Here is a 17,708-nt window from a genome sequence, read left to right as displayed (position 1 = left end):
TCACAATTGCGGTCTCAGCGCCCCTTGATCACCAGATCGGCCGGCGTCTCCCCCACCGCCTGCCAGTTCGGCCGGTACATCGACTCCACCTGCGGCGGCGGCACACGATAAGTCCCGGGCGTCACCGCCCGCGCCAGGTACAGCAGGTGCGTGGTGCCGGAACCGTCCAGGTTGATCGCTGCCACATAGCGGTCGTCACGGAACTCCTGGTGCTTGAGCGAGGCGTTCTGCATCGACTCACGCCATTCCTTCACCTGGCTGCTGGCGTTTTCCAGGCTGGCGGCGCTTTGCGCCAGGTTCTGGTTTTCCAGTTCCAGGCCGGCCGGCAGCAAATCTACCACCAGGGCATCCGGCACACGCTGCTTGGCGCTGACCGCCAGGTGCACCAGGACCAGCTCACCGCTGTTGAGGTTGCGCAGGTTCAGCGGCTGGCCGTTCATGCCCAGGTATTCGCGGTGGATGCTCAGGTTGTCGCCGCCGGCAGCCGGGGGCACCTGTGGATAACCCGAGATCGTCAATTGCTGGTACACCGGCGTCTCGCCCTGATTGCTCAAGGTCAGATCGCTGGACAGCAGCTTGCCTTCCAGCTCCAGCGTCGATTGCTGATTGTTCAACTCCTGCACGCCGCCACTGCCAGTGAGCGACACCTGCCAGTTCGCATCCGGCCTGGCAAACCCGAGGCGCCCCGCCAGGAACAGCGAGTTGCGCTCCTGGGTCGACAGATACGGGCTGGCCGCCAGTTGATCCGACAGCGTAAACAAACGCTCCTCACGCTTGCCCTTGGCCAGGTCGTTCTCTTCCAGCAGGGCCAGGATCATTGCCTGGTCGCGCAGCGGGCTGCCGTAGTCGGCCAGCCACTCATTGGCGTTACGCTGCGCCGCCAGCCCAGCGAGCAAGGCCTGGTCCGCACGCGGCTGGTCGCCCATCTTCTGCAGCGCGATAGCCAACTGCACCAGCGGCAAACCGGAGCGCGCATCGCTGCGTCGATCGAAAATACTGCGCAGCGCCCCCAATGGCGCCTGCTGACTACGCGCCAGCACCATGCCAGCGTAGGCCTGTACGGCAAAGCGCGTATGGTCGGCGTTATCGCTGTAGTCGACGTCGATCAGGTTGCGTTCCTGCACGTAGCGCAGCAGGCGCTCGCTGGCTTTCTTCAACGCTTCAGGCGGCACGGCAAAACCCTGGTCGCGGGCACGCAGCAGGAAGTCGGTGACGTAGGCCGTCAGCCAGTATTCTTCTTCGCCATCGGCGCCCCACAACCCGAAGCTGCCGTTGTAGCGCTGCATGCCCAGCAGGCGCTCGATGCCCAACTCGATCTTGCGTTTACGCTCACTGTCCGACTCACCCTTGATCGACAGGCGCTTGAGCAGCGCATCGTCGGCATACAGCGACGGGTAGAGGCCGCTCGCGGTCTGTTCCAGGCAACCATAGGGGTAGGCCTTGAGTGCGCTGATCTGAGCACCGAGATTCAGCGGCGGCCGGCTCGACAGGCTCAACAGCGCCTGGCGCCCCGATGAATCGAACTGATCGAGCGTGCCCGCCGGCAGGCTCCACGGCTGATCCTTGAGCACCGCGCGGTAATGCTTGAGCAGTGCCGGGTACGCCGGGCGCACGCCCAATGTCCATTCGCGAGTGAACGGCGGCAGGTTTTCACCCGGCAAGTCCAGCCCGTTCACGGTGACCTTGACCTTGCCCTGCCCCAAACCACCCCAGGCCTTCACCGGGATGCGCAGGGTGGTGCGCTGGCCTTGTTTCAACTCGACGGTCTGCGCGCCAGCGTTGACCAACTCCAGCTGCCCTTCGGCGCTCAGTTGCACATCCAGCTTCTGGGCCTTGCCCGACAGGTTGGACAGGTCCAGCGCCAAGGTGGTCTGGTCACCACCGGCCAGGAAACGCGGCGCCGACAGCTCCGCAATCAAAGGCGCGGCGATCACCGTCTTGGCTTCGGCCATGCCGTAGCGGTCGTCGGTCCAGGCCTGGGCCATCAGGCGCAGTTCGCCGTTGAAGTCCGGGATATTGACGCTGACTTCGCCCTCACCCTGCTCGTTCAGGGTCACTGGCGCACTTTGCAGCGCGACGATGGTCACGCTGGTGTCCGGGCGCTTGCCGCCCTTGGCCAGCGCGGCGTCACCACCGAATGCCAGGCTGGCCAAGCGCCCCTGCCCGGCTTCGATCAACTGGCCGTAGATGTCGAACTGGTCCACGCCATAAGCCTTGCGACCGAACAGGCTGGAGTAAGGGTCCGGCGTCGGGTATTCGGTAATGTTCAAGATGCCCACGTCCACCGCTGCCACCAGTACGTGCACCTGTTTCGGCACGCTGCCATCGGCGTTTTTCGCAGCGACTTTCACCGTCAGCGGCTGTTTGGGACGCATTTTTTCCGGCGCGGCCAGGGTCACGCCGAGTTTGCGCTGGGTGCGATCCAACGGCAGGTGCAGCAGGCCCACGGCACGTTTGGGCGTGATGTTGGCTTTGCGCTCGCCAGGGCGAATCACCAGGGCACTGACGTACAGGTCATGGCGCGACCACTTCGGGTCGAGCTTCACGGCGAAGCTTTTACCCTCGGCCGGTACATCGATTTCCTGCCACCACAGCGGCCCTTCGGCGGACTCCACCAGCAGGTAGCCTTTGCCGGCAGCGGGCGGGGTGACGGTGACGTTGGCGGTATCGCCGTCGCCATAGGCCGGTTTGTCCAGCGCCAGCTTGACCTGGTCGGGGCGTACGGCGCCGCCTTCGGTGTTGTCCTGGGCCTGGTAGCCGGCCCAGAAGCGCAAGCTGCTGACCAGGCCGGTCTGCGGGTCTTCCACTTCGACGCGGTACGGACCCCACTCTACCTGGAAGCTGACCTTGGCCGTATCGCCGGCCTTGATGTTCAGGGTCTGCTCGTCGAGGTTGAGGAATTTCTCGTTGAAGTGGTAGCTCCAGCCGTCGTTCTCGGAGTAGTTCCAGTAGTAGTCACGGCGCTCGCGCACCAGGCGCACCTTGAGGTTCTGCGCGGCGAGCTTCTGCCCGTCCTGGTTGGCCAGCAGCACTTCGAATTCCGCCGGGCCATCGCCATTGGTTTCCTTGCCGTCAAACAAGCCGCGCAGGCCCGGCAGTTGCTCGGCCGGCCAGATCGGCTGTACCAGGCGCCGAGTGATCGGCCGCCCGCCCGACTCGTGCAGGCTGGCTTGCACGATCAGTTGCAGCGGCGACTTGGCCTCGGCCCACTTGCTTTCCAGGGTCAACGCTTCCTGGCCCTTGGCATCGAGCACGCTTTCGTCCAGTTCGAAATCCTGGCTCAGCTCTTCTTCGGTGACAGAGCCGAACTGATAGCCCGGCAGCGACTTGACCGCTTCGCGCAACGGCCGCACATAAACCTGCCCACTGACCCGGTTGCCCGATGCCGGCGCACCGTAGAGATAGCGCCCGGTGACTTGAATCACCGGGTTATCCGCCGGGCTCAATGCGGTATCGCTGCCCTTGAGTTCCAGCGCCAGGCGCTCGGGCAGGAAGTCTTCGACGAGAAATTCATACAGCTGCGGCTTGCCGTCGCCCAGGTCGAACACCAGCTGCCAGCGCCCGGTTGGCGCTTCGCCAGCCAATTGCAGTTGATATTGATAGAGACCGGAGGCGTCGGCATCCCACACGAATTTGCGGCTCACCTGCTCATCCGGGCGACGCACTTCGACGCTGACCGGCTGCGGTTTGACGGCATTGCCATCCTTGTCGCGCAGCAGGGCGTTGAGCAGCACGGTTTCGCCGGGGCGATACAGGTCACGCGGGCCAAAGACGAAAAACTGCAAGGGGTGGGACGGTTGCCCGCCGATATCGAACTCGGCCAGGTCCAATGCGGCACTGTCCAGGCGCAGCATGCTGGTCTGCTCGCCCTGCTTGGCCAGCAACACCTGGGCCTTTTTCGGCAACGGCAACTCGGCGTGGCCGCCCTTCTCGGTCTTGCCCTGACCGACCACACGACCCTCGGCGTCGAGCACCTCGAGGTCGACACCGTCCAGCGCCTTGCCGCCATCCAACGCCTGGGTGAACACATCCAGGCGATTGGCATAGCGGTGCACCGACAGGCCGATATCGCTCAAGGTGAACAACGTGGCCGGTTGGGAATAGTTGTAGGTGCCGGAGGCACGCATTACCGCCAGGTACACGCCCGGCTGCTGCAGTTGCTTGAGGCCGGCGATCGGCAGCAACAGGGTTTCGCGGGTGTTGCGCGCCGGGTTCAGGTCGAAACGGCCGCCGTAGACCAGGTCGGCCAGTGGCAGCAGTTCGCGGGCCTCATAGCTCTGCAGGCTGGTGTTGCGCCCCCACTGCGCGAGAAAAGTCGGCAGGGATTCGGGCTTGATGCGGAAGAATTCGACGTCGATCTTGTCGACGTTCAGCGCGATCACCGGCAACCCTTCAGCCAGACGCGTCGGCAGCAAGGTGCCACGGCTGGCGAAGCCGACGGTGGCTTGCAGGTCGCGGGTTTCCAGGCGGGCGCTGTACTCGGCGGCGAGTGTATTGCCGTTGACCGCCTTCACCCCGGCATCCACCGTGAGCACCAGTTTGCGCTGTGGCTCCAGGTGACGCAGGCGCAATTCCATGAGGTTGTCGGAGATTTCCCAGGCGCCATCGACCTTGCCGGACTTGCTGTCCACCAGGTGGAGTTTGTCGGCGAACTTCTGATCGGGATCCAGCGGAATGGAAAAGCTCACGGACAGGGTGCTGGCCCCATCGAGCTGCACTTCGGACACATCCACCACACTCAACTCACGGCCGGCATAACGCTGCTTCAGCGCCGCCACGTCCACCGCCGCCTTGGCCGGTTTGGGTGCAACCGTCGCCGCTGCTGGAGCGGTCGGGGCAGCCGGTTTATCGGAGGAATCGCAGGCGCTCAGCAGGGCCAGCGCACAAGCAAGGAACAGTCCTTTGTTAAGCATGGGGCACTCGTTGTGAGAGGGGTCCGAGGGGTGAACTATATATCAGCCCGCAGCGGGCCGATGTGGTGCTGGTCACATTGACCGACGGAGGGTGGTTTGGTTCTTGAAGGAACGCGAACGGAGCCAAATCCCACAAACGCTGGAGATCCAAATGTGAGAGGGGGCTTGCCCCCGATGGCAGTATGTCAGCCGATACATTTCCAGCTGACAGACCGCTATCGGGGGCAAGCCCCCTCCCACATTGGTTCTGCAGTGAGATTAAGGGCCCGTTACAATGCCGCTCCCCCAAGGAGCCCCCATGCCCACCCTACTCACCGACTGGCGCCACCGCCCCACCCACCGCCGCGTCTGGGCCCTGGCCGCGCCGATGATTCTGTCGAATATCTCGGTGCCTCTCGTGGCCCTGGTCGACAGCATGGTCATCGGCCACCTGCCCCACGCCCATCAACTGGGGGCCGTGGCGGTCGGCGCCAGTCTGTATACCTTTCTGGCCTGGGCCATGGGTTTCCTGCGCATGGGCTCAACCGGTTTTGCCGCACAGGCTGCCGGGCGCAATGATGGGGCCGCGCTGCGACAAATCCTCCTGCAGGGCCTGCTACTGGCGTTGGGGCTGGCCATGCTGCTGGGCACCGTGGGCATTCCGTTCAGCCATCTGGCATTGGAATGGATGCAACCCTCCCCCGAACTCAATCAACTGACCCAGGACTTTTTCCACACGCGCCTGTTCGGCCTGCCTGCCGCCCTTGCCAGCTACGCACTGGTCGGCTGGTTCCTCGGCACGCAGAACGCACGCGCGCCCTTGGCGATCCTGCTGACCACCAACCTGGTCAACATCGCGCTGAACCTGTGGTTTGTGCTGGGCCTGGATTGGGGGGTGGTCGGTTCGGCGCGGGCGTCCGTGATTGCCGAATGGACCGGCGCCTTGCTGGGCCTGGCGATGACGCAAAAAGCCCTGCGCGCCTACCCCGGCCATATCGCCTGGGCGGCGCTGAAACAGTGGGAAAGCTGGCGCCCGCTGCTGGCGGTGAACCGCGACATCTTCATCCGCAGCCTTGCGCTGCAATCGGTGTTTTTCATGATCACGGTGCAAGGTGCACGCCTGGGCGATGCCACCGTGGCGGCCAATGCACTGCTGCTCAACGGCCTGTTGTTGACAGCCCATGCGCTGGACGGCTTGGCCCATGCGGTGGAAGCCTTGTGCGGCCACGCCATCGGCGCCCACGACCGCCAGGCCATGCGACGTTCACTGGTCGTCGCTGGCGGTTGGTCGCTGATTGCCAGCGTCGGCTTTGCCCTGCTGTTCACGGTCTGCGGCCACCTGTTTATCGCCATGCAAACCGATATCCCCAGCGTGCGCGAAACGGCAGATATCTACCTGCCCTACCTGGCCGTATTGCCCTTGATTGCGGTGTGGAGCTATTTGCTCGACGGCTTGTTTATTGGTGCGACACGGGCGCGGGAAATGCGCAATGGGATGCTGTTGACCGTGGTTTCAGTGCTACCGGTTGCCTGGGCATTGCAGGGCCTGGGCAACCACGGGCTGTGGATTACCTTCCTGGTGTTCATGTCGGTGCGCAGTCTGTTGCTTTGGGTCATCGCCAGGCGAATCAATCGGGCGAATGGATGGTTCGGCCCTCGTTTGGCACCGCGGTCATATTGGCCGTAACGCAAGGAACTCAGATACGCAATCTGGCGCCGGGACAAGCTATTGATCTGGATATAACCCAGGCAACTGTGTGTACGCTCAATGCGTCAGGGTAGATTGACCTGCCCTATCCGGCGAGGTGACATAGCTCAAATGAAGACCCGTACTCGGCGCTCAGGCCCCACAGCAGGGTAGGAGCGAATGGGCTCGCTCCTACCCTCTCATAGCTTACGACGAAAGATACGACGACCGCGTCAGCCCTAACCGAAGTGCATCCAGGAACTGCGTGCGCTCACTGGCGCTGATCTTCGCGCTCGCACACTTGTCACGGTAGTGCGTCATCAACTCCTCCGGCGACAAGTGCACATAGCGCAGCATGTCTTCGATGGTGTCGTGGGTCTCGATACCGGCGCTGTACACCGAACCGTCTTCACGCTGGTAGATGTTCACCGAATCGGTGTCACCGAACAGGTTGTGCATGTCGCCGAGAATTTCCTGGTAAGCGCCTACCAGGAAGATCCCCAGCAAGTAGTCCTCACCTTCGTTCAAGCCGTGAACCGGCAGGCTGGTCTCGATGCTCTGCTCATCGACGTACTGCTTGATCTTGCCGTCGGAGTCGCAGGTCAGGTCTTGCAGTACGGCGCGACGCAGCGGCTCTTCGTCAAGGCGGTGCAGCGGCAGGATCGGCAATACCTGGCCAATGGCCCAGGTGTCCGGCAGGCTCTGGAACACCGAGAAGTTGCAGATGTACTTGTCGGCCAACTTGTCGTTGAGCTCATCCAGCACCTGGCGGTGCGAGCGCTGGCGGGCCTTGAGCGAGTTGTGCAGGCGGCGGCATACGGCGAAGTAGCACTGCTCGGCCAGGGCTTTTTCGGCCAGGGTCAGCTTGCCGTCGGCGTACTGCGTGGCCACGTCGCTCATGTAGTGGGTGGCGCGCCAGTAGGTTTCGGTGACCATCTCGATGTCGGTCGGGCCGAGCAGGTCCACCAGCCATTGCACGGTTTCCGGCAGGGCTTCCTTGTTTTCGATGGTCGGGATTTCGTCGTTGTGTTTCTCGACGTCAGTGACCTGCACCACCAGCATGGCGTGGTGGGCGGTCAGGGAACGGCCGCTTTCGGAGAAGATATTCGGGTGCGGCAGGCTCTGCGCGTCGCAGAATTCCTTGAGCATGCCCACGACCACGCCGGCATAGTCATCCATGTCGTAGTTGATCGAACTGGCGTTACGCGAGTGCGTGCCGTCGTAATCCACGCCCAGGCCGCCGCCCACGTCGATGTGGTCCACCGGCAGGCCGAGGTTGCGCAGCTCGCCGTAGTAACGGATGGCTTCCTTGAAACCGTGCTGGTAGTCGGCCAGGTTGGCGATCTGCGAGCCCATGTGGAAGTGCAGCAGGCGGATGCCCTGGTCCAGGCCGGCCGCACGGAAGCGCTCGACCACGGACAGCAGTTGCGCCGCCGACAGACCGAACTTGGACTTCTCGCCACCGGTGTCCGCCCACTTGCTCGACGCCAGGGAAGACAAACGCACACGCAGGCCAACCTGTGGCTTGACCTTGAGGCTGGCGGCTTCTTCGATCACCAGCTCAACTTCGGATTCTTTCTCGATCACGATGAACACGTTGTGGCCGAGCTTCTGGCCCATCAGCGCGAGGCGGATGAATTCGCGGTCCTTGTAACCGTTGCAGACGATGGTGCCGCCCTTCGGCGCCAGGGCCAGCACGGCCAGCAGCTCGGGCTTGGAGCCGGCTTCCAGGCCGATGGACACGTTCTGGGTGGCGATGATGTTCTCGATCACCGCCTCCTGCTGGTTCACCTTGATCGGGTACAGCGCGGTGTACTTGCTCTGGTATTCCAGGCGTTCGATGTTCGAATCGAAAGCGCCGGTCAGCTGGCGTACACGGTCTTGCAGGATGTCGGGGAAGCGCACCAGCAACGGCAACGACAGGCCGCTCTTGCGCAGCTCGTCGACTTGCTCGTACAGGTCGACGGGCGTGCTGTTCGGGCCGTTCGGACGAACTTCAACGCGACCGGCTTCATTGATCGCGAAATACCCGGCCCCCCAATGGCGGATCCCGTAAACACTGCGGCTGTCCGCAACTGTCCATTGGCTGCCATCGTCTTTGCGTGTGCGTCGTACGGACATCGAAGTCCCCTATAAATGAAGGCGAAAGCGCCGCCTCTGGTTGAGGCTGGCGCAGTCTAAAGAATGAAAATGACGATTTGCCTGCGTGCAAGGTAGGACCCCGCGCGCAGGACAGAGTTTAGACACAGGTTGGGAAGAGGCTTTCAGCCGCCGGACTTCTTGGCCTTGTACCCGAGCTTGATCAGCTCGGCCAACAGCAACTCGACGTGATCGCCCTGGATCTCGATAACGCCGTCTTTCAACGCGCCACCGGTGCCACAGCGCTTTTTCAGCGTGGTGGCGAGTTCCTTCAGCGCGTCTTCGGCCAGCGGCACGCCGGTGATGGTGGTCACCGTCTTGCCGCCACGGCCTTTGCTCTCGCGTCGCACGCGGGCAATACCGTCGCCTTCGGGAATCAGGGTCTGTTTGCAGGTGCAAGCGTCCACGGGCTGACGACAGTCCGGGCAGTGTCGACCTGCGTCGGTGGAAAATACCAGGCCACCAAGGGCGGCGAAGGATGCGGCTTTTTTGGCCACCGGCAATCCTCTTGGGAGGATGAAGACTGATCGATCAGACTGACCGACCGCGAAGCCCCACTCAGGCAGGGGCAGCGCTACCGAACCGCCAAGGCGGTTCGGGTGAAAAGTCGCGCAGTGTAACCACAAAAAGCCGACTTGCTAAGAGCCAAATGGCGCCAATTTATGCAACTTTAGCGACGTGAGGCCAGATAACGGCGCAAGCCTTCCTGGGCGTCCGGGCAGTACGGCTTTTGCTCAGCCTCCTGCAGGACGGTGTCGATAGGTAAAAAGCGCGCTTCCATGACCTCTTCCGGCTGCAGGCGCAGCGGCCCGTCCCACACGGCTGAGTAGGATTTGCACCAGAGCCGGCTATCGCCATCTTCGAAGTAGAAGTGGTCATGTTCGACCAACGCCACCCCACTGACCCCAAGCTCTTCTTCCAGCTCACGGGCTGCCGACACGGCATAGGACTCACCCGCCGCCACCATCCCGCCTGCCGCCGTGTCCCAGTAACCGGGATACAGGGCTTTGCTCAAGGTGCGCCGATGCACACACAACTCACCGGCGCTATTGAAAAGAAAGATAAAGGTGCAACGGCCGATCAGGCCGCGCTGGCGCAGGTCGGACCTGACAAGGTCGCCGAGCAGGTTGTCATGCTCATCGACCCAGCAGATCAGTTCAGCGTCGGAAGCCGCACGGTGGGCGGCCTCCTTTTGAGTAGCGTCCATCATCAACCCTGGTTGAGGAGCTGACGCAAGTCAATCACTGCAGCGTTTGCCCGGGAAATGTAATTGGCCATCACCAGCGAATGGTTCGCCAGTACGCCGAAGCCACTGCCATTAAGAATCATAGGACTCCACACCGGTTCCTGCGAGGCTTCCAGCTCACGAATGATCTGGCGCACGCTGACGGTGGCGTTTTTCTTGGCCAATACGTCGGCAAAGTCCACTTCGATGGCGCGCAACAGGTGGGACAAGGCCCAGGCCTGGCCACGGGCTTCGTAGAACACGTTGTCGATCTGCATCCATGGAGTTTCCACCACTTCTTCATCGACCTGCGGCACTTCACCCGGCGCCAGCGCTTCGGTTTTCAGCGCAGTGTTCAGCTTCACGCGGCCCACACTGGCCGACAGGCGTTGCGACAGCGAGCCCAGGCGGGTGGCGACATCGCCCAGCCAGTTGTTCAGGTTGTCGGCCCGCGCATAGAACAACGCGCCTTTCTGGTTCGGGTCGGACAGGCGCGCTTCATAGCGGCTCAGGGAGTTGATGCCTTCCTGGTATTCGGACTCGCTGGATGGCAGCACCCAGCTCTTGTTATCGAAGTTGAAGCGCGGCTCGGCCTTGGCCAAGTCGGCGTCTTCGGCCGACTGCGACTGCGAGCGGGCGAAATCCTTACGCAGGGCGCGGGTCAGGTCGCGCACCTGCACAAGCACGCCGTATTCCCAGCTCGGCATGTTGTCCATCCACAGGCCTGGCGGGAAGCGGTCGTTGGAAATGTAGCCACCCGGCTTGTTCAGCAAGGTGCCAACCACCGTCTTGAGGGTTTCGACGGTGGTAAAGCCCACCACCATCTGCTTGCCGTCTTTTTCGGCGGCAATCTGCGCGTTCTGCTGGACCGGGAACAGCGCCGGCTCTTCGCTCCAGTACCAGCCCAAGGCGCCTGTGACCAACAGGTACAGGCCGAGCACACTGAGCACGGCACGGCTCATCAGCAGGGTACGAAAATAGCTGCGGTTGGCCGACTTGGGCTCAGGGGCGGGGCCTTTGGCGCTGCCTGCACGGTTTTTCCAGTCCAGCATGGCGATATCCTTTCAATCACTTGAGTTCATGCACTTGAATTGATGGCGTGCGTTCAAACACTCCGACCACAACCCTACCCCATCGTGCCCGCCCGTGCGGGGCTTTTCGCCAAACTGGCGCACAGAGGGCGTTCGACTATAAAGAATGCACGCTTTTTCCGCCGCGCGACCAGCGGGTCAACAACTGAATACTCCGCACGCACAGTTTATTGACGTATGACACTCATCCCATGGGAAAGAGGTGCTAGCATAGAGCCATCAGTCGACCTCAGCATGCACCCTCACTAGTAGTCAGGATATGACCGAGCCAGAAGACCCCAGCCGTGAGCGCCTCAAGCAGCATTTTGCCCAGCGGGTAATTCATCAGGCACGTCAAATTCTTGAGATCTGGCAGCGCCTGCAACGCAGCGAGTGGTCCGGCACTGACCTTTCCGAACTCAGCGAGGCCAATCTGCGCCTGCTGCGCTTTGCCGAGCGTTTCGAACAGCCGGAACACAGCCAGTTGGCGCAGCACATCGGCGAATCCCTCAAGGCCGTGGACGAAAACCGCGGGCGCCTGAGCAGCCAACTGATCACCGAACTCAACCGCCTGATGCAACGCCTGTCCCGCACCGGGCTGCGCCAGGGCGACCAGCTTGAGCAAACCTTCCTGCCGCCGATGCGCAAGCCGATCTACGTGATGCTGGCTGATCACGACCGTGCCGAGCGCCTGGCCAAGCAGTTGGAGTTCTTTGGCATGAGCGCCCAGTCCCTGGACAGTGTCGCGGCGTTTCGCGCGTCGATGGCCGAGCGCCTGCCGTCGGCGCTTGTGATGGACGTGGACTTCTGCGGTGCCGGCCTGGGCCTCAAGCTCGCCGCCGAGGCCCAGGAAGGCCTGGAGCAGAAGCTGCCACTGCTGTTTTTCAGCCTGCACGAAACCGACACCCCGACCCGCCTGGCCGCCGTGCGCGCCGGAGGCCAGGAATTCCTGACCGGTACGCTGGAAGCCTCCAGCTTGCTGGAAAAGATCGAAGTGCTGACCTGCGTCGCCCAGTACGAGCCGTATAAAGTGCTGATCATCGACGACTCGCGGGCCCAGGCGCTGCACACCGAACGGCTGCTCAACAGCGCCGGTATCGTCACCCGCACCTTGATCGAGCCGATCCAGGCAATGGCCGAGCTGGCGGACTTCCAGCCCGACCTGATCATCCTCGACATGTATATGCCCGCCTGTACCGGCACCGAACTGGCCAAGGTCATCCGCCATAACGACCGTTACGTCAGCGTGCCGATCATTTACCTGTCGGCCGAAGACGACCTGGACAAGCAACTGGACGCCATGAGCGAAGGCGGCGATGACTTCCTCACCAAGCCGATCAAGCCGCGCCACCTGATCACCACCGTGCGCAACCGTGCGGCGCGGGCGCGCAACCTCAAGGCGCGGATGGTGCGCGACAGCCTGACCGGCCTGTACAACCACACCCATATCCTGCAACTGCTCGAAGACTGCAGCTTCCGCGCACGCCGCGAGAACAAGCCGCTGAGCTTCGCCATGCTCGACATCGACCACTTCAAGCGGGTCAACGACAGCCACGGCCACCCCATGGGCGACCGCGTGATCAAGAGCCTGGCGCTGTTTCTCAAGCAGCGCCTGCGCAAGACCGACTACATCGGGCGCTACGGCGGTGAAGAATTCGCCATTGTGATGCCTGACACCGATTTGGAAGCCGCCTGCAAAGTATTGGATGAAATCCGTGGGCGCTTTGCCGAAATCCATTACCCGGCCCAACCCCAGGATTTGTGGTGCACCTTCAGCGCCGGGGTGGTGGAGCTGTGCGACGGCTCCGACAGCCTGATGATGGCCGCCCAGGCCGACGAGGCGCTGTACCGCGCCAAAGACGCCGGACGCAATCGCGTACAACCCGCACGCGCATCAAAGCAAAGTGCCATCTTTTCACCGGAATCCACTGAATCCGTCATAACGCTGTAATGGAAACGCAATAACTTCAGGCACTTATCTTTTGCTGTCGGTTGAAACCCCGCATGCGCCTGAAGCTGCTGACCAATCTCAATACCCTTCTTCTGGTGGCCGTGTGCCTGGCGCTGGGGGCGACGTTGTGGTGGTCGCAACGGGCGCTGGAGCGACCCTATTTGCTGATGGAACGCTACCTGGGCCTGTCGCAGACGTTCCAGAATGAAGCCGCACGCAATATCGACGATTACCTGGCCAGCGGCGACGCCCTGCGCTTGAGCAGCGCGGGCCAGAGCCTGGAAAGCCTGTTGCAGCATCTGGACGAGTTGCCTGCGGACCTTGCGCAGAACCTGCGCCCGAGCCTGGTGGACCTGGATGCGTTCAGCAAGACTGAGTTGCTGGCGGCCGGTAAGCTGGCAGGCGACCCGCAAGCCTTGCTGCTACAGGCCGAACGTGAATTGGGCGCGAACCTGGAGCAACTGAGCCAGTACGCCATCGGCGTAAACTCTCCCGAAGCCGCGCGCTATCTGCCGCCGTTGCTGGCCGCCTCCCAGCACCTGGGCAAGTTATCCCTGGCCCGCGACAAACTGGTGAGCAGCGGGCGTGCGGAACTGGCCGACGATGTGGAACGCGAAGTCGGCGCTATCCGCAGCCAGGCCGACCTGTTGGAGCAACTGCCGTTGCTCGGCGTCAAGGCCAGCGCCGAATCCAGCGCCGATGACTTTTCCGCGCTGATGGGGCTGCAGAACAGCGAAAAAACCGAAGCCCAGGACACCGGCGTCGACCTCAAGCGTGAACTCAATAGCCTGCTGACCCGCTACCCCGCCGAACTCAAGCGCACCCGCGACCAGATCCAGCAACGCACCGAACTGGCCGCCAAGACCCACCAGAAAATCAACTCCGTTCAGCAAGCCATCGCCGCACTGGAACCGGTGGTGCGCGCGCAACATGGCCAAATCCAGGGTGAAGTGCGCCTGATGCAAGGGCTGATGATTGGCCTGATCCTGTTGATCGCGCTGCTGATCGACACCTTGCAACGCAAGCTGGCGCGGGTGCTGACCAATCTGGCGCCGGCCCTGTCGACTTGGGCCGAGGGTGACTTCAGCCAGCCGATTGCCCTGGGCAAGACCAACCGCGAACTGCACGATATCGAAGCGTCTCTGAACCGCCTGCGCACCTACCTGGTGGACTTGGTCGGCACCATTCGCGGCAACGCCGAAGAAGTTGCCAGCAGCAGCCGTACCCTCGCCGAACTGAGCAGCGGCCTGCACGACGGCGCCGAACGCCAGGCCGGGGATACTGCGCAAATCCGAGATTCATTGGGTGAACTGGAGGCGACGATCCAGCAAGTCGCCGGTGATGCCAGCCAGGCTGCCGGTGCCAGTCGCAGTGCCGGCCAGGCCGTGGAACAAGGCCAGCGCGTGATCGGCCTGAGCCTCACCGGGCTGCGTGCCCTGGTGGGCGAAGTGCAGCAAAACGCGCAGATGATCGAAAAACTGGCTGAGGAATCCGCCACCATCGGCGGCGTGCTCACGGTGATCCGCTCGATTGCCGACCAGACCAACCTGCTGGCCCTCAACGCTGCCATCGAGGCCGCCCGTGCCGGTGAAGCCGGACGCGGCTTTGCCGTGGTGGCCGACGAGGTGCGCTCGCTGGCCCAACGCACCGCTGGCGCCACCGCAGAAATCCAGACCTTGATCGCCGGGCTGCAGAGCGCCGCCCACCAATCGGTGCAAGGCATGCGGGCCCAGGTCGAACACGCCGAAGCCAACGCCCAGCAAGCCCAGGCGGCGGACGGTGCGCTGGATGAGATTGTCGGCGCGATCCAGACCATTTCCGACACCGCCGTGCGCATCGCCGATGTGACCGCGCAGCAGAGTGGTGCCGTCAGCGAGATTCGCGACAACAGTGAGCGGATTCATCAGTTGGGTGAGGACAACTTGCTGCGAATCGGCCAGGGCCGCAGCCAGGGTGAGCACTTGCTGGTGCTAGGTGGGCAGCTCAACACTGCCGTTCAAGCCTTCCGCGTCTGACACGATCTTCAACCTTATAGAGATCAAATGTGGGAGGGGGCTTGCCCCCGATTGCAGTGTGTCAGCCTCAGTGTGTGTAACTGACCCAGCGCTATCGGGGGCAAGCCCCCTCCCACATTTGACCTTCATGGCATTCAGGAGCGTATTACCCATGACCGGATCACCGGCCACAGTCACAAATTTCGCGCTATCCTCGCTAATCGTGCCGCCTACTGCATAGAACTGGACAGTCACAAAGGCTTTGCGGCATAGTCGCCGGGTTCTGCCGTACCCACATCAATAACAAGGAACAGCCGATGGCGACCTTACTGGTTCTTCACGGACCCAACCTGAACCTGCTCGGCACCCGTGAACCGGGCGTCTACGGGGCAGTCACCCTGGACCAGATCAACCTTGATCTCGAACGCAGGGCGCGTGAAGCCGGCCACCATCTGCTCTACCTGCAAAGCAATGCCGAGTACGAATTGATTGATCGCATCCATGCCGCGCGCGGCGAAGGCGTGGATTTTATCCTGATCAATCCCGCCGCTTTTACGCATACAAGTGTTGCATTACGTGACGCGCTGCTGGCGGTGAGCATCCCATTCATCGAAGTGCATTTGTCGAACGTGCACAAACGCGAAGCTTTCCGCCATCACTCCTACTTCTCCGATGTAGCGGTAGGTGTGATCTGCGGCCTTGGCGCCAGCGGTTACCGACTGGCCCTGGAGGCCGCCCTGGAACAACTTGAACAACCGGCCAAGCGCCCCTGACCGACCCTTGGGAGTTGATGATTCATGGATATCCGTAAAGTTAAGAAACTGATCGAACTGCTGGAAGAATCCGGTATCGACGAGCTGGAAATCAAGGAAGGCGAAGAGTCCGTACGGATCAGCCGTCACAGCAAGACCCCGGCCCAGCAGTTCTATGCGCCACAGATGCAAGCGCCGGCTCCGGCCGCTGCTGCTCCGGCCGCCGCGCCTGCTGCCGCCGCTGCACCTGCCGCCCCAGCCGCTCCGGCGCTGAACGGCTTCGTGGTCAAGTCGCCAATGGTCGGTACGTTCTACCGCACCCCGGCACCGACTTCGCCAGCCTTCGTTGAAGTCGGCGCTACCGTGAAAGTGGGCGACACCATCTGCATCGTTGAAGCGATGAAGATGATGAACCACATCACCGCTGAAAAAGCCGGCGTCATCGAATCCATCCTGGTAGAAAACGGTCAGCCGGTTGAGTACGACCAGCCGCTGTTCACCATCGTTTGAACCGCGGAGCGCCTTCGATGTTGAAACCTGCGAAGAAACTGCAAAAAGTCCTGATCGCCAACCGCGGTGAGATCGCGCTGCGTATCCTGCGCGCCTGTAAGGAAGAGGGCATCAAGACCGTCGCTGTTTACTCGACGGCCGATACCGAATTGATGCACGTGAAACTGGCGGACGAAAGCATCTGCATCGGCCCGCCACTGGCCACGAACTCGTACTTGAAAGTCTCGAACATCATCGCGGCCGCGGAAGTGACCGGCGCTGATGGCATCCACCCTGGCTACGGCTTCCTCGCGGAAAACGCCGATTTCGCCGAACAGGTGGAAAAGTCCGGGTTTGCCTTCATCGGCCCGAAAGCCGAAACCATTCGCCTGATGGGTGACAAGGTGTCGGCCAAGGACGCCATGATCGCGGCCGGCGTGCCAACCGTTCCAGGCTCCGACGGCCCGCTGCCGGAAGACGAGGAAACCGCGCTGCGCATTGGTCGCGAAGTCGGCTACCCGGTGATCATCAAGGCCGCCGGTGGCGGTGGTGGTCGCGGCATGCGCGTGGTGCACAAGGAAGAAGACCTGATCGAAGCTGCCAAGCAGACTCGCTCCGAAGCGGGCGCCTGGTTCGGCAACCCGATGGTCTACCTGGAGAAGTACCTGACCAACCCACGTCACGTGGAGGTGCAAGTACTGTCCGACGGCCAAGGCCACGCCATCCACCTGGGCGACCGCGACTGCTCGCTGCAACGTCGTCACCAGAAGGTCCTGGAAGAAGCGCCAGCACCGGGCCTGGATGAAAAAGCGCGCCAGGAAGTACTGGCTCGTTGCGTCAAGGCGTGCATCGACATCAACTACCGTGGCGCGGGTACTTTCGAGTTCCTGTACGAGAACGGTCGTTTCTACTTCATCGAGATGAACACTCGTGTGCAGGTAGAGCACCCGGTGTCGGAGATGGTCACCGGTATCGACATCGTCAAGGAGATGCTCAGCATCGCCGCCGGCAACCCGCTGTCCTTCACCCAGGACGACGTGAAGATGCACGGCCACTCCCTGGAGTGCCGCATCAACGCCGAAGACCCGAAAACCTTTATCCCAAGCCCTGGCCTGGTCAAGCATTTCCACGCGCCCGGCGGCAACGGCGTACGTGTGGATTCGCACCTGTACAGCGGCTACAAGGTGCCGTCCAACTACGACTCGCTGATCGGCAAGCTGATCACCTGGGGCGCCACCCGCGACGAGGCCATGGCCCGTATGCGCAACGCCCTGGACGAAATCGTGGTCGACGGCATCAAGACCAACATCCCGCTGCATCGGGACCTGGTCCGTGATGAAGGCTTCTGCGAAGGTGGTGTGAACATCCACTACCTGGAACACAAGCTGGCCAACCAGTAAGTGTGCCAAACGACACAGCCGCCTCCGGGCGGCTTTGTTGTTTCCGGGCTCCGGATTTCCTGGATGTACAGGGTCCAATGTGGGAGAGGGCTTGCCCCCTCCCACAGTT

The 17,708-nt window shown here is 62.3% G+C and carries 11 protein-coding genes; 6 read left to right on the top strand and 5 right to left on the bottom strand.

What is annotated here, in order from left to right:
- Window positions 1–14 precede the first annotated feature (14 nt).
- Window positions 15–4,913: an alpha-2-macroglobulin family protein gene (locus K5K89_RS04080; RefSeq protein WP_222540909.1), complete on the bottom strand. Its 4,899-nt coding sequence runs from the start codon at window positions 4,911–4,913 to the stop codon at window positions 15–17.
- Window positions 4,914–5,211: 298 nt separating this feature from the next.
- On the opposite strand from K5K89_RS04080, the gene K5K89_RS04075 reads away from it, so the two are divergent.
- Window positions 5,212–6,579, top strand: coding sequence for an MATE family efflux transporter (locus K5K89_RS04075; protein ID WP_222540908.1), 1,368 nt, complete (start codon window positions 5,212–5,214; stop codon window positions 6,577–6,579).
- A 207-nt stretch (window positions 6,580–6,786) separates the two neighbouring features.
- On the opposite strand, the gene speA is transcribed toward K5K89_RS04075, so the two are convergent.
- The 4 genes from speA to K5K89_RS04055 all read right to left on the bottom strand — a co-directional run bounded on the left by speA (window position 6,787) and on the right by K5K89_RS04055 (window position 10,905).
- Complete coding sequence (speA, locus tag K5K89_RS04070; protein ID WP_071491593.1) at window positions 6,787–8,700, bottom strand: arginine decarboxylase; 1,914 nt, start codon at window positions 8,698–8,700, stop codon at window positions 6,787–6,789.
- 143 nt (window positions 8,701–8,843) lie between these two features.
- Complete coding sequence (locus K5K89_RS04065) at window positions 8,844–9,215, bottom strand: translation initiation factor Sui1 (protein WP_017849660.1); 372 nt, start codon at window positions 9,213–9,215, stop codon at window positions 8,844–8,846.
- 173 nt (window positions 9,216–9,388) lie between these two features.
- Complete coding sequence (locus K5K89_RS04060) at window positions 9,389–9,925, bottom strand: NUDIX hydrolase (RefSeq protein WP_092249960.1); 537 nt, start codon at window positions 9,923–9,925, stop codon at window positions 9,389–9,391.
- 2 nt (window positions 9,926–9,927) lie between these two features.
- Complete coding sequence (locus tag K5K89_RS04055; RefSeq protein ID WP_371322043.1) at window positions 9,928–10,905, bottom strand: DUF2333 family protein; 978 nt, start codon at window positions 10,903–10,905, stop codon at window positions 9,928–9,930.
- Window positions 10,906–11,293: 388 nt separating this feature from the next.
- On the opposite strand from K5K89_RS04055, the gene K5K89_RS04050 reads away from it, so the two are divergent.
- The 5 genes from K5K89_RS04050 to accC all read left to right on the top strand — a co-directional run bounded on the left by K5K89_RS04050 (window position 11,294) and on the right by accC (window position 17,599).
- The gene (locus K5K89_RS04050; RefSeq protein ID WP_222540907.1) at window positions 11,294–12,964 is read left to right on the top strand and encodes a PleD family two-component system response regulator; all 1,671 of its coding nucleotides are present in this window, start codon (window positions 11,294–11,296) and stop codon (window positions 12,962–12,964) included.
- A 53-nt stretch (window positions 12,965–13,017) separates the two neighbouring features.
- Complete coding sequence (locus K5K89_RS04045) at window positions 13,018–14,979, top strand: methyl-accepting chemotaxis protein (RefSeq protein WP_222540906.1); 1,962 nt, start codon at window positions 13,018–13,020, stop codon at window positions 14,977–14,979.
- A gap of 296 nt (window positions 14,980–15,275) precedes the next feature.
- Entirely contained in the window at window positions 15,276–15,731 is a 456-nt protein-coding gene (gene aroQ, locus K5K89_RS04040; protein ID WP_010213488.1) for a type II 3-dehydroquinate dehydratase, read from the top strand.
- 24 nt (window positions 15,732–15,755) lie between these two features.
- Window positions 15,756–16,220, top strand: a complete 465-nt coding sequence (accB, locus tag K5K89_RS04035; RefSeq protein ID WP_010213489.1) for an acetyl-CoA carboxylase biotin carboxyl carrier protein — start codon at window positions 15,756–15,758, stop codon at window positions 16,218–16,220.
- Window positions 16,221–16,237: 17 nt separating this feature from the next.
- Window positions 16,238–17,599, top strand: a complete 1,362-nt coding sequence (gene accC, locus K5K89_RS04030) for an acetyl-CoA carboxylase biotin carboxylase subunit (protein WP_010213490.1) — start codon at window positions 16,238–16,240, stop codon at window positions 17,597–17,599.
- Window positions 17,600–17,708: the final 109 nt, after the last annotated feature.

It is taken from the genome of Pseudomonas sp. DR208, from assembly GCF_019823005.1.
GTDB classification, from domain to species: domain Bacteria; phylum Pseudomonadota; class Gammaproteobacteria; order Pseudomonadales; family Pseudomonadaceae; genus Aquipseudomonas; species Aquipseudomonas extremorientalis.
The sequence above is the reverse complement of the archived record's forward strand: the minus strand, read 5'-3'. Positions and strand labels throughout refer to the sequence as shown.

Bases quoted from the DNA above. Each gene is read 5' to 3' on its own strand.
- K5K89_RS04050 (WP_222540907.1), top strand. From the start codon at position 11,294: ATGACCGAGCCAGAAGACCCCAGCCGTGAGCGCCTCAAGCAGCATTTT.
- K5K89_RS04075 (WP_222540908.1), top strand. From the start codon at position 5,212: ATGCCCACCCTACTCACCGACTGGCGCCACCGCCCCACCCACCGCCGC.
- K5K89_RS04045 (WP_222540906.1), top strand. From the start codon at position 13,018: ATGCGCCTGAAGCTGCTGACCAATCTCAATACCCTTCTTCTGGTGGCC.
- accB (WP_010213489.1), top strand. From the start codon at position 15,756: ATGGATATCCGTAAAGTTAAGAAACTGATCGAACTGCTGGAAGAATCC.
- speA (WP_071491593.1), bottom strand. From the start codon at position 8,700: ATGTCCGTACGACGCACACGCAAAGACGATGGCAGCCAATGGACAGTT.
- aroQ (WP_010213488.1), top strand. From the start codon at position 15,276: ATGGCGACCTTACTGGTTCTTCACGGACCCAACCTGAACCTGCTCGGC.
- K5K89_RS04080 (WP_222540909.1), bottom strand. From the start codon at position 4,913: ATGCTTAACAAAGGACTGTTCCTTGCTTGTGCGCTGGCCCTGCTGAGC.
- K5K89_RS04060 (WP_092249960.1), bottom strand. From the start codon at position 9,925: ATGGACGCTACTCAAAAGGAGGCCGCCCACCGTGCGGCTTCCGACGCT.
- K5K89_RS04055 (WP_371322043.1), bottom strand. From the start codon at position 10,905: ATGAGCCGTGCCGTGCTCAGTGTGCTCGGCCTGTACCTGTTGGTCACA.
- accC (WP_010213490.1), top strand. From the start codon at position 16,238: ATGTTGAAACCTGCGAAGAAACTGCAAAAAGTCCTGATCGCCAACCGC.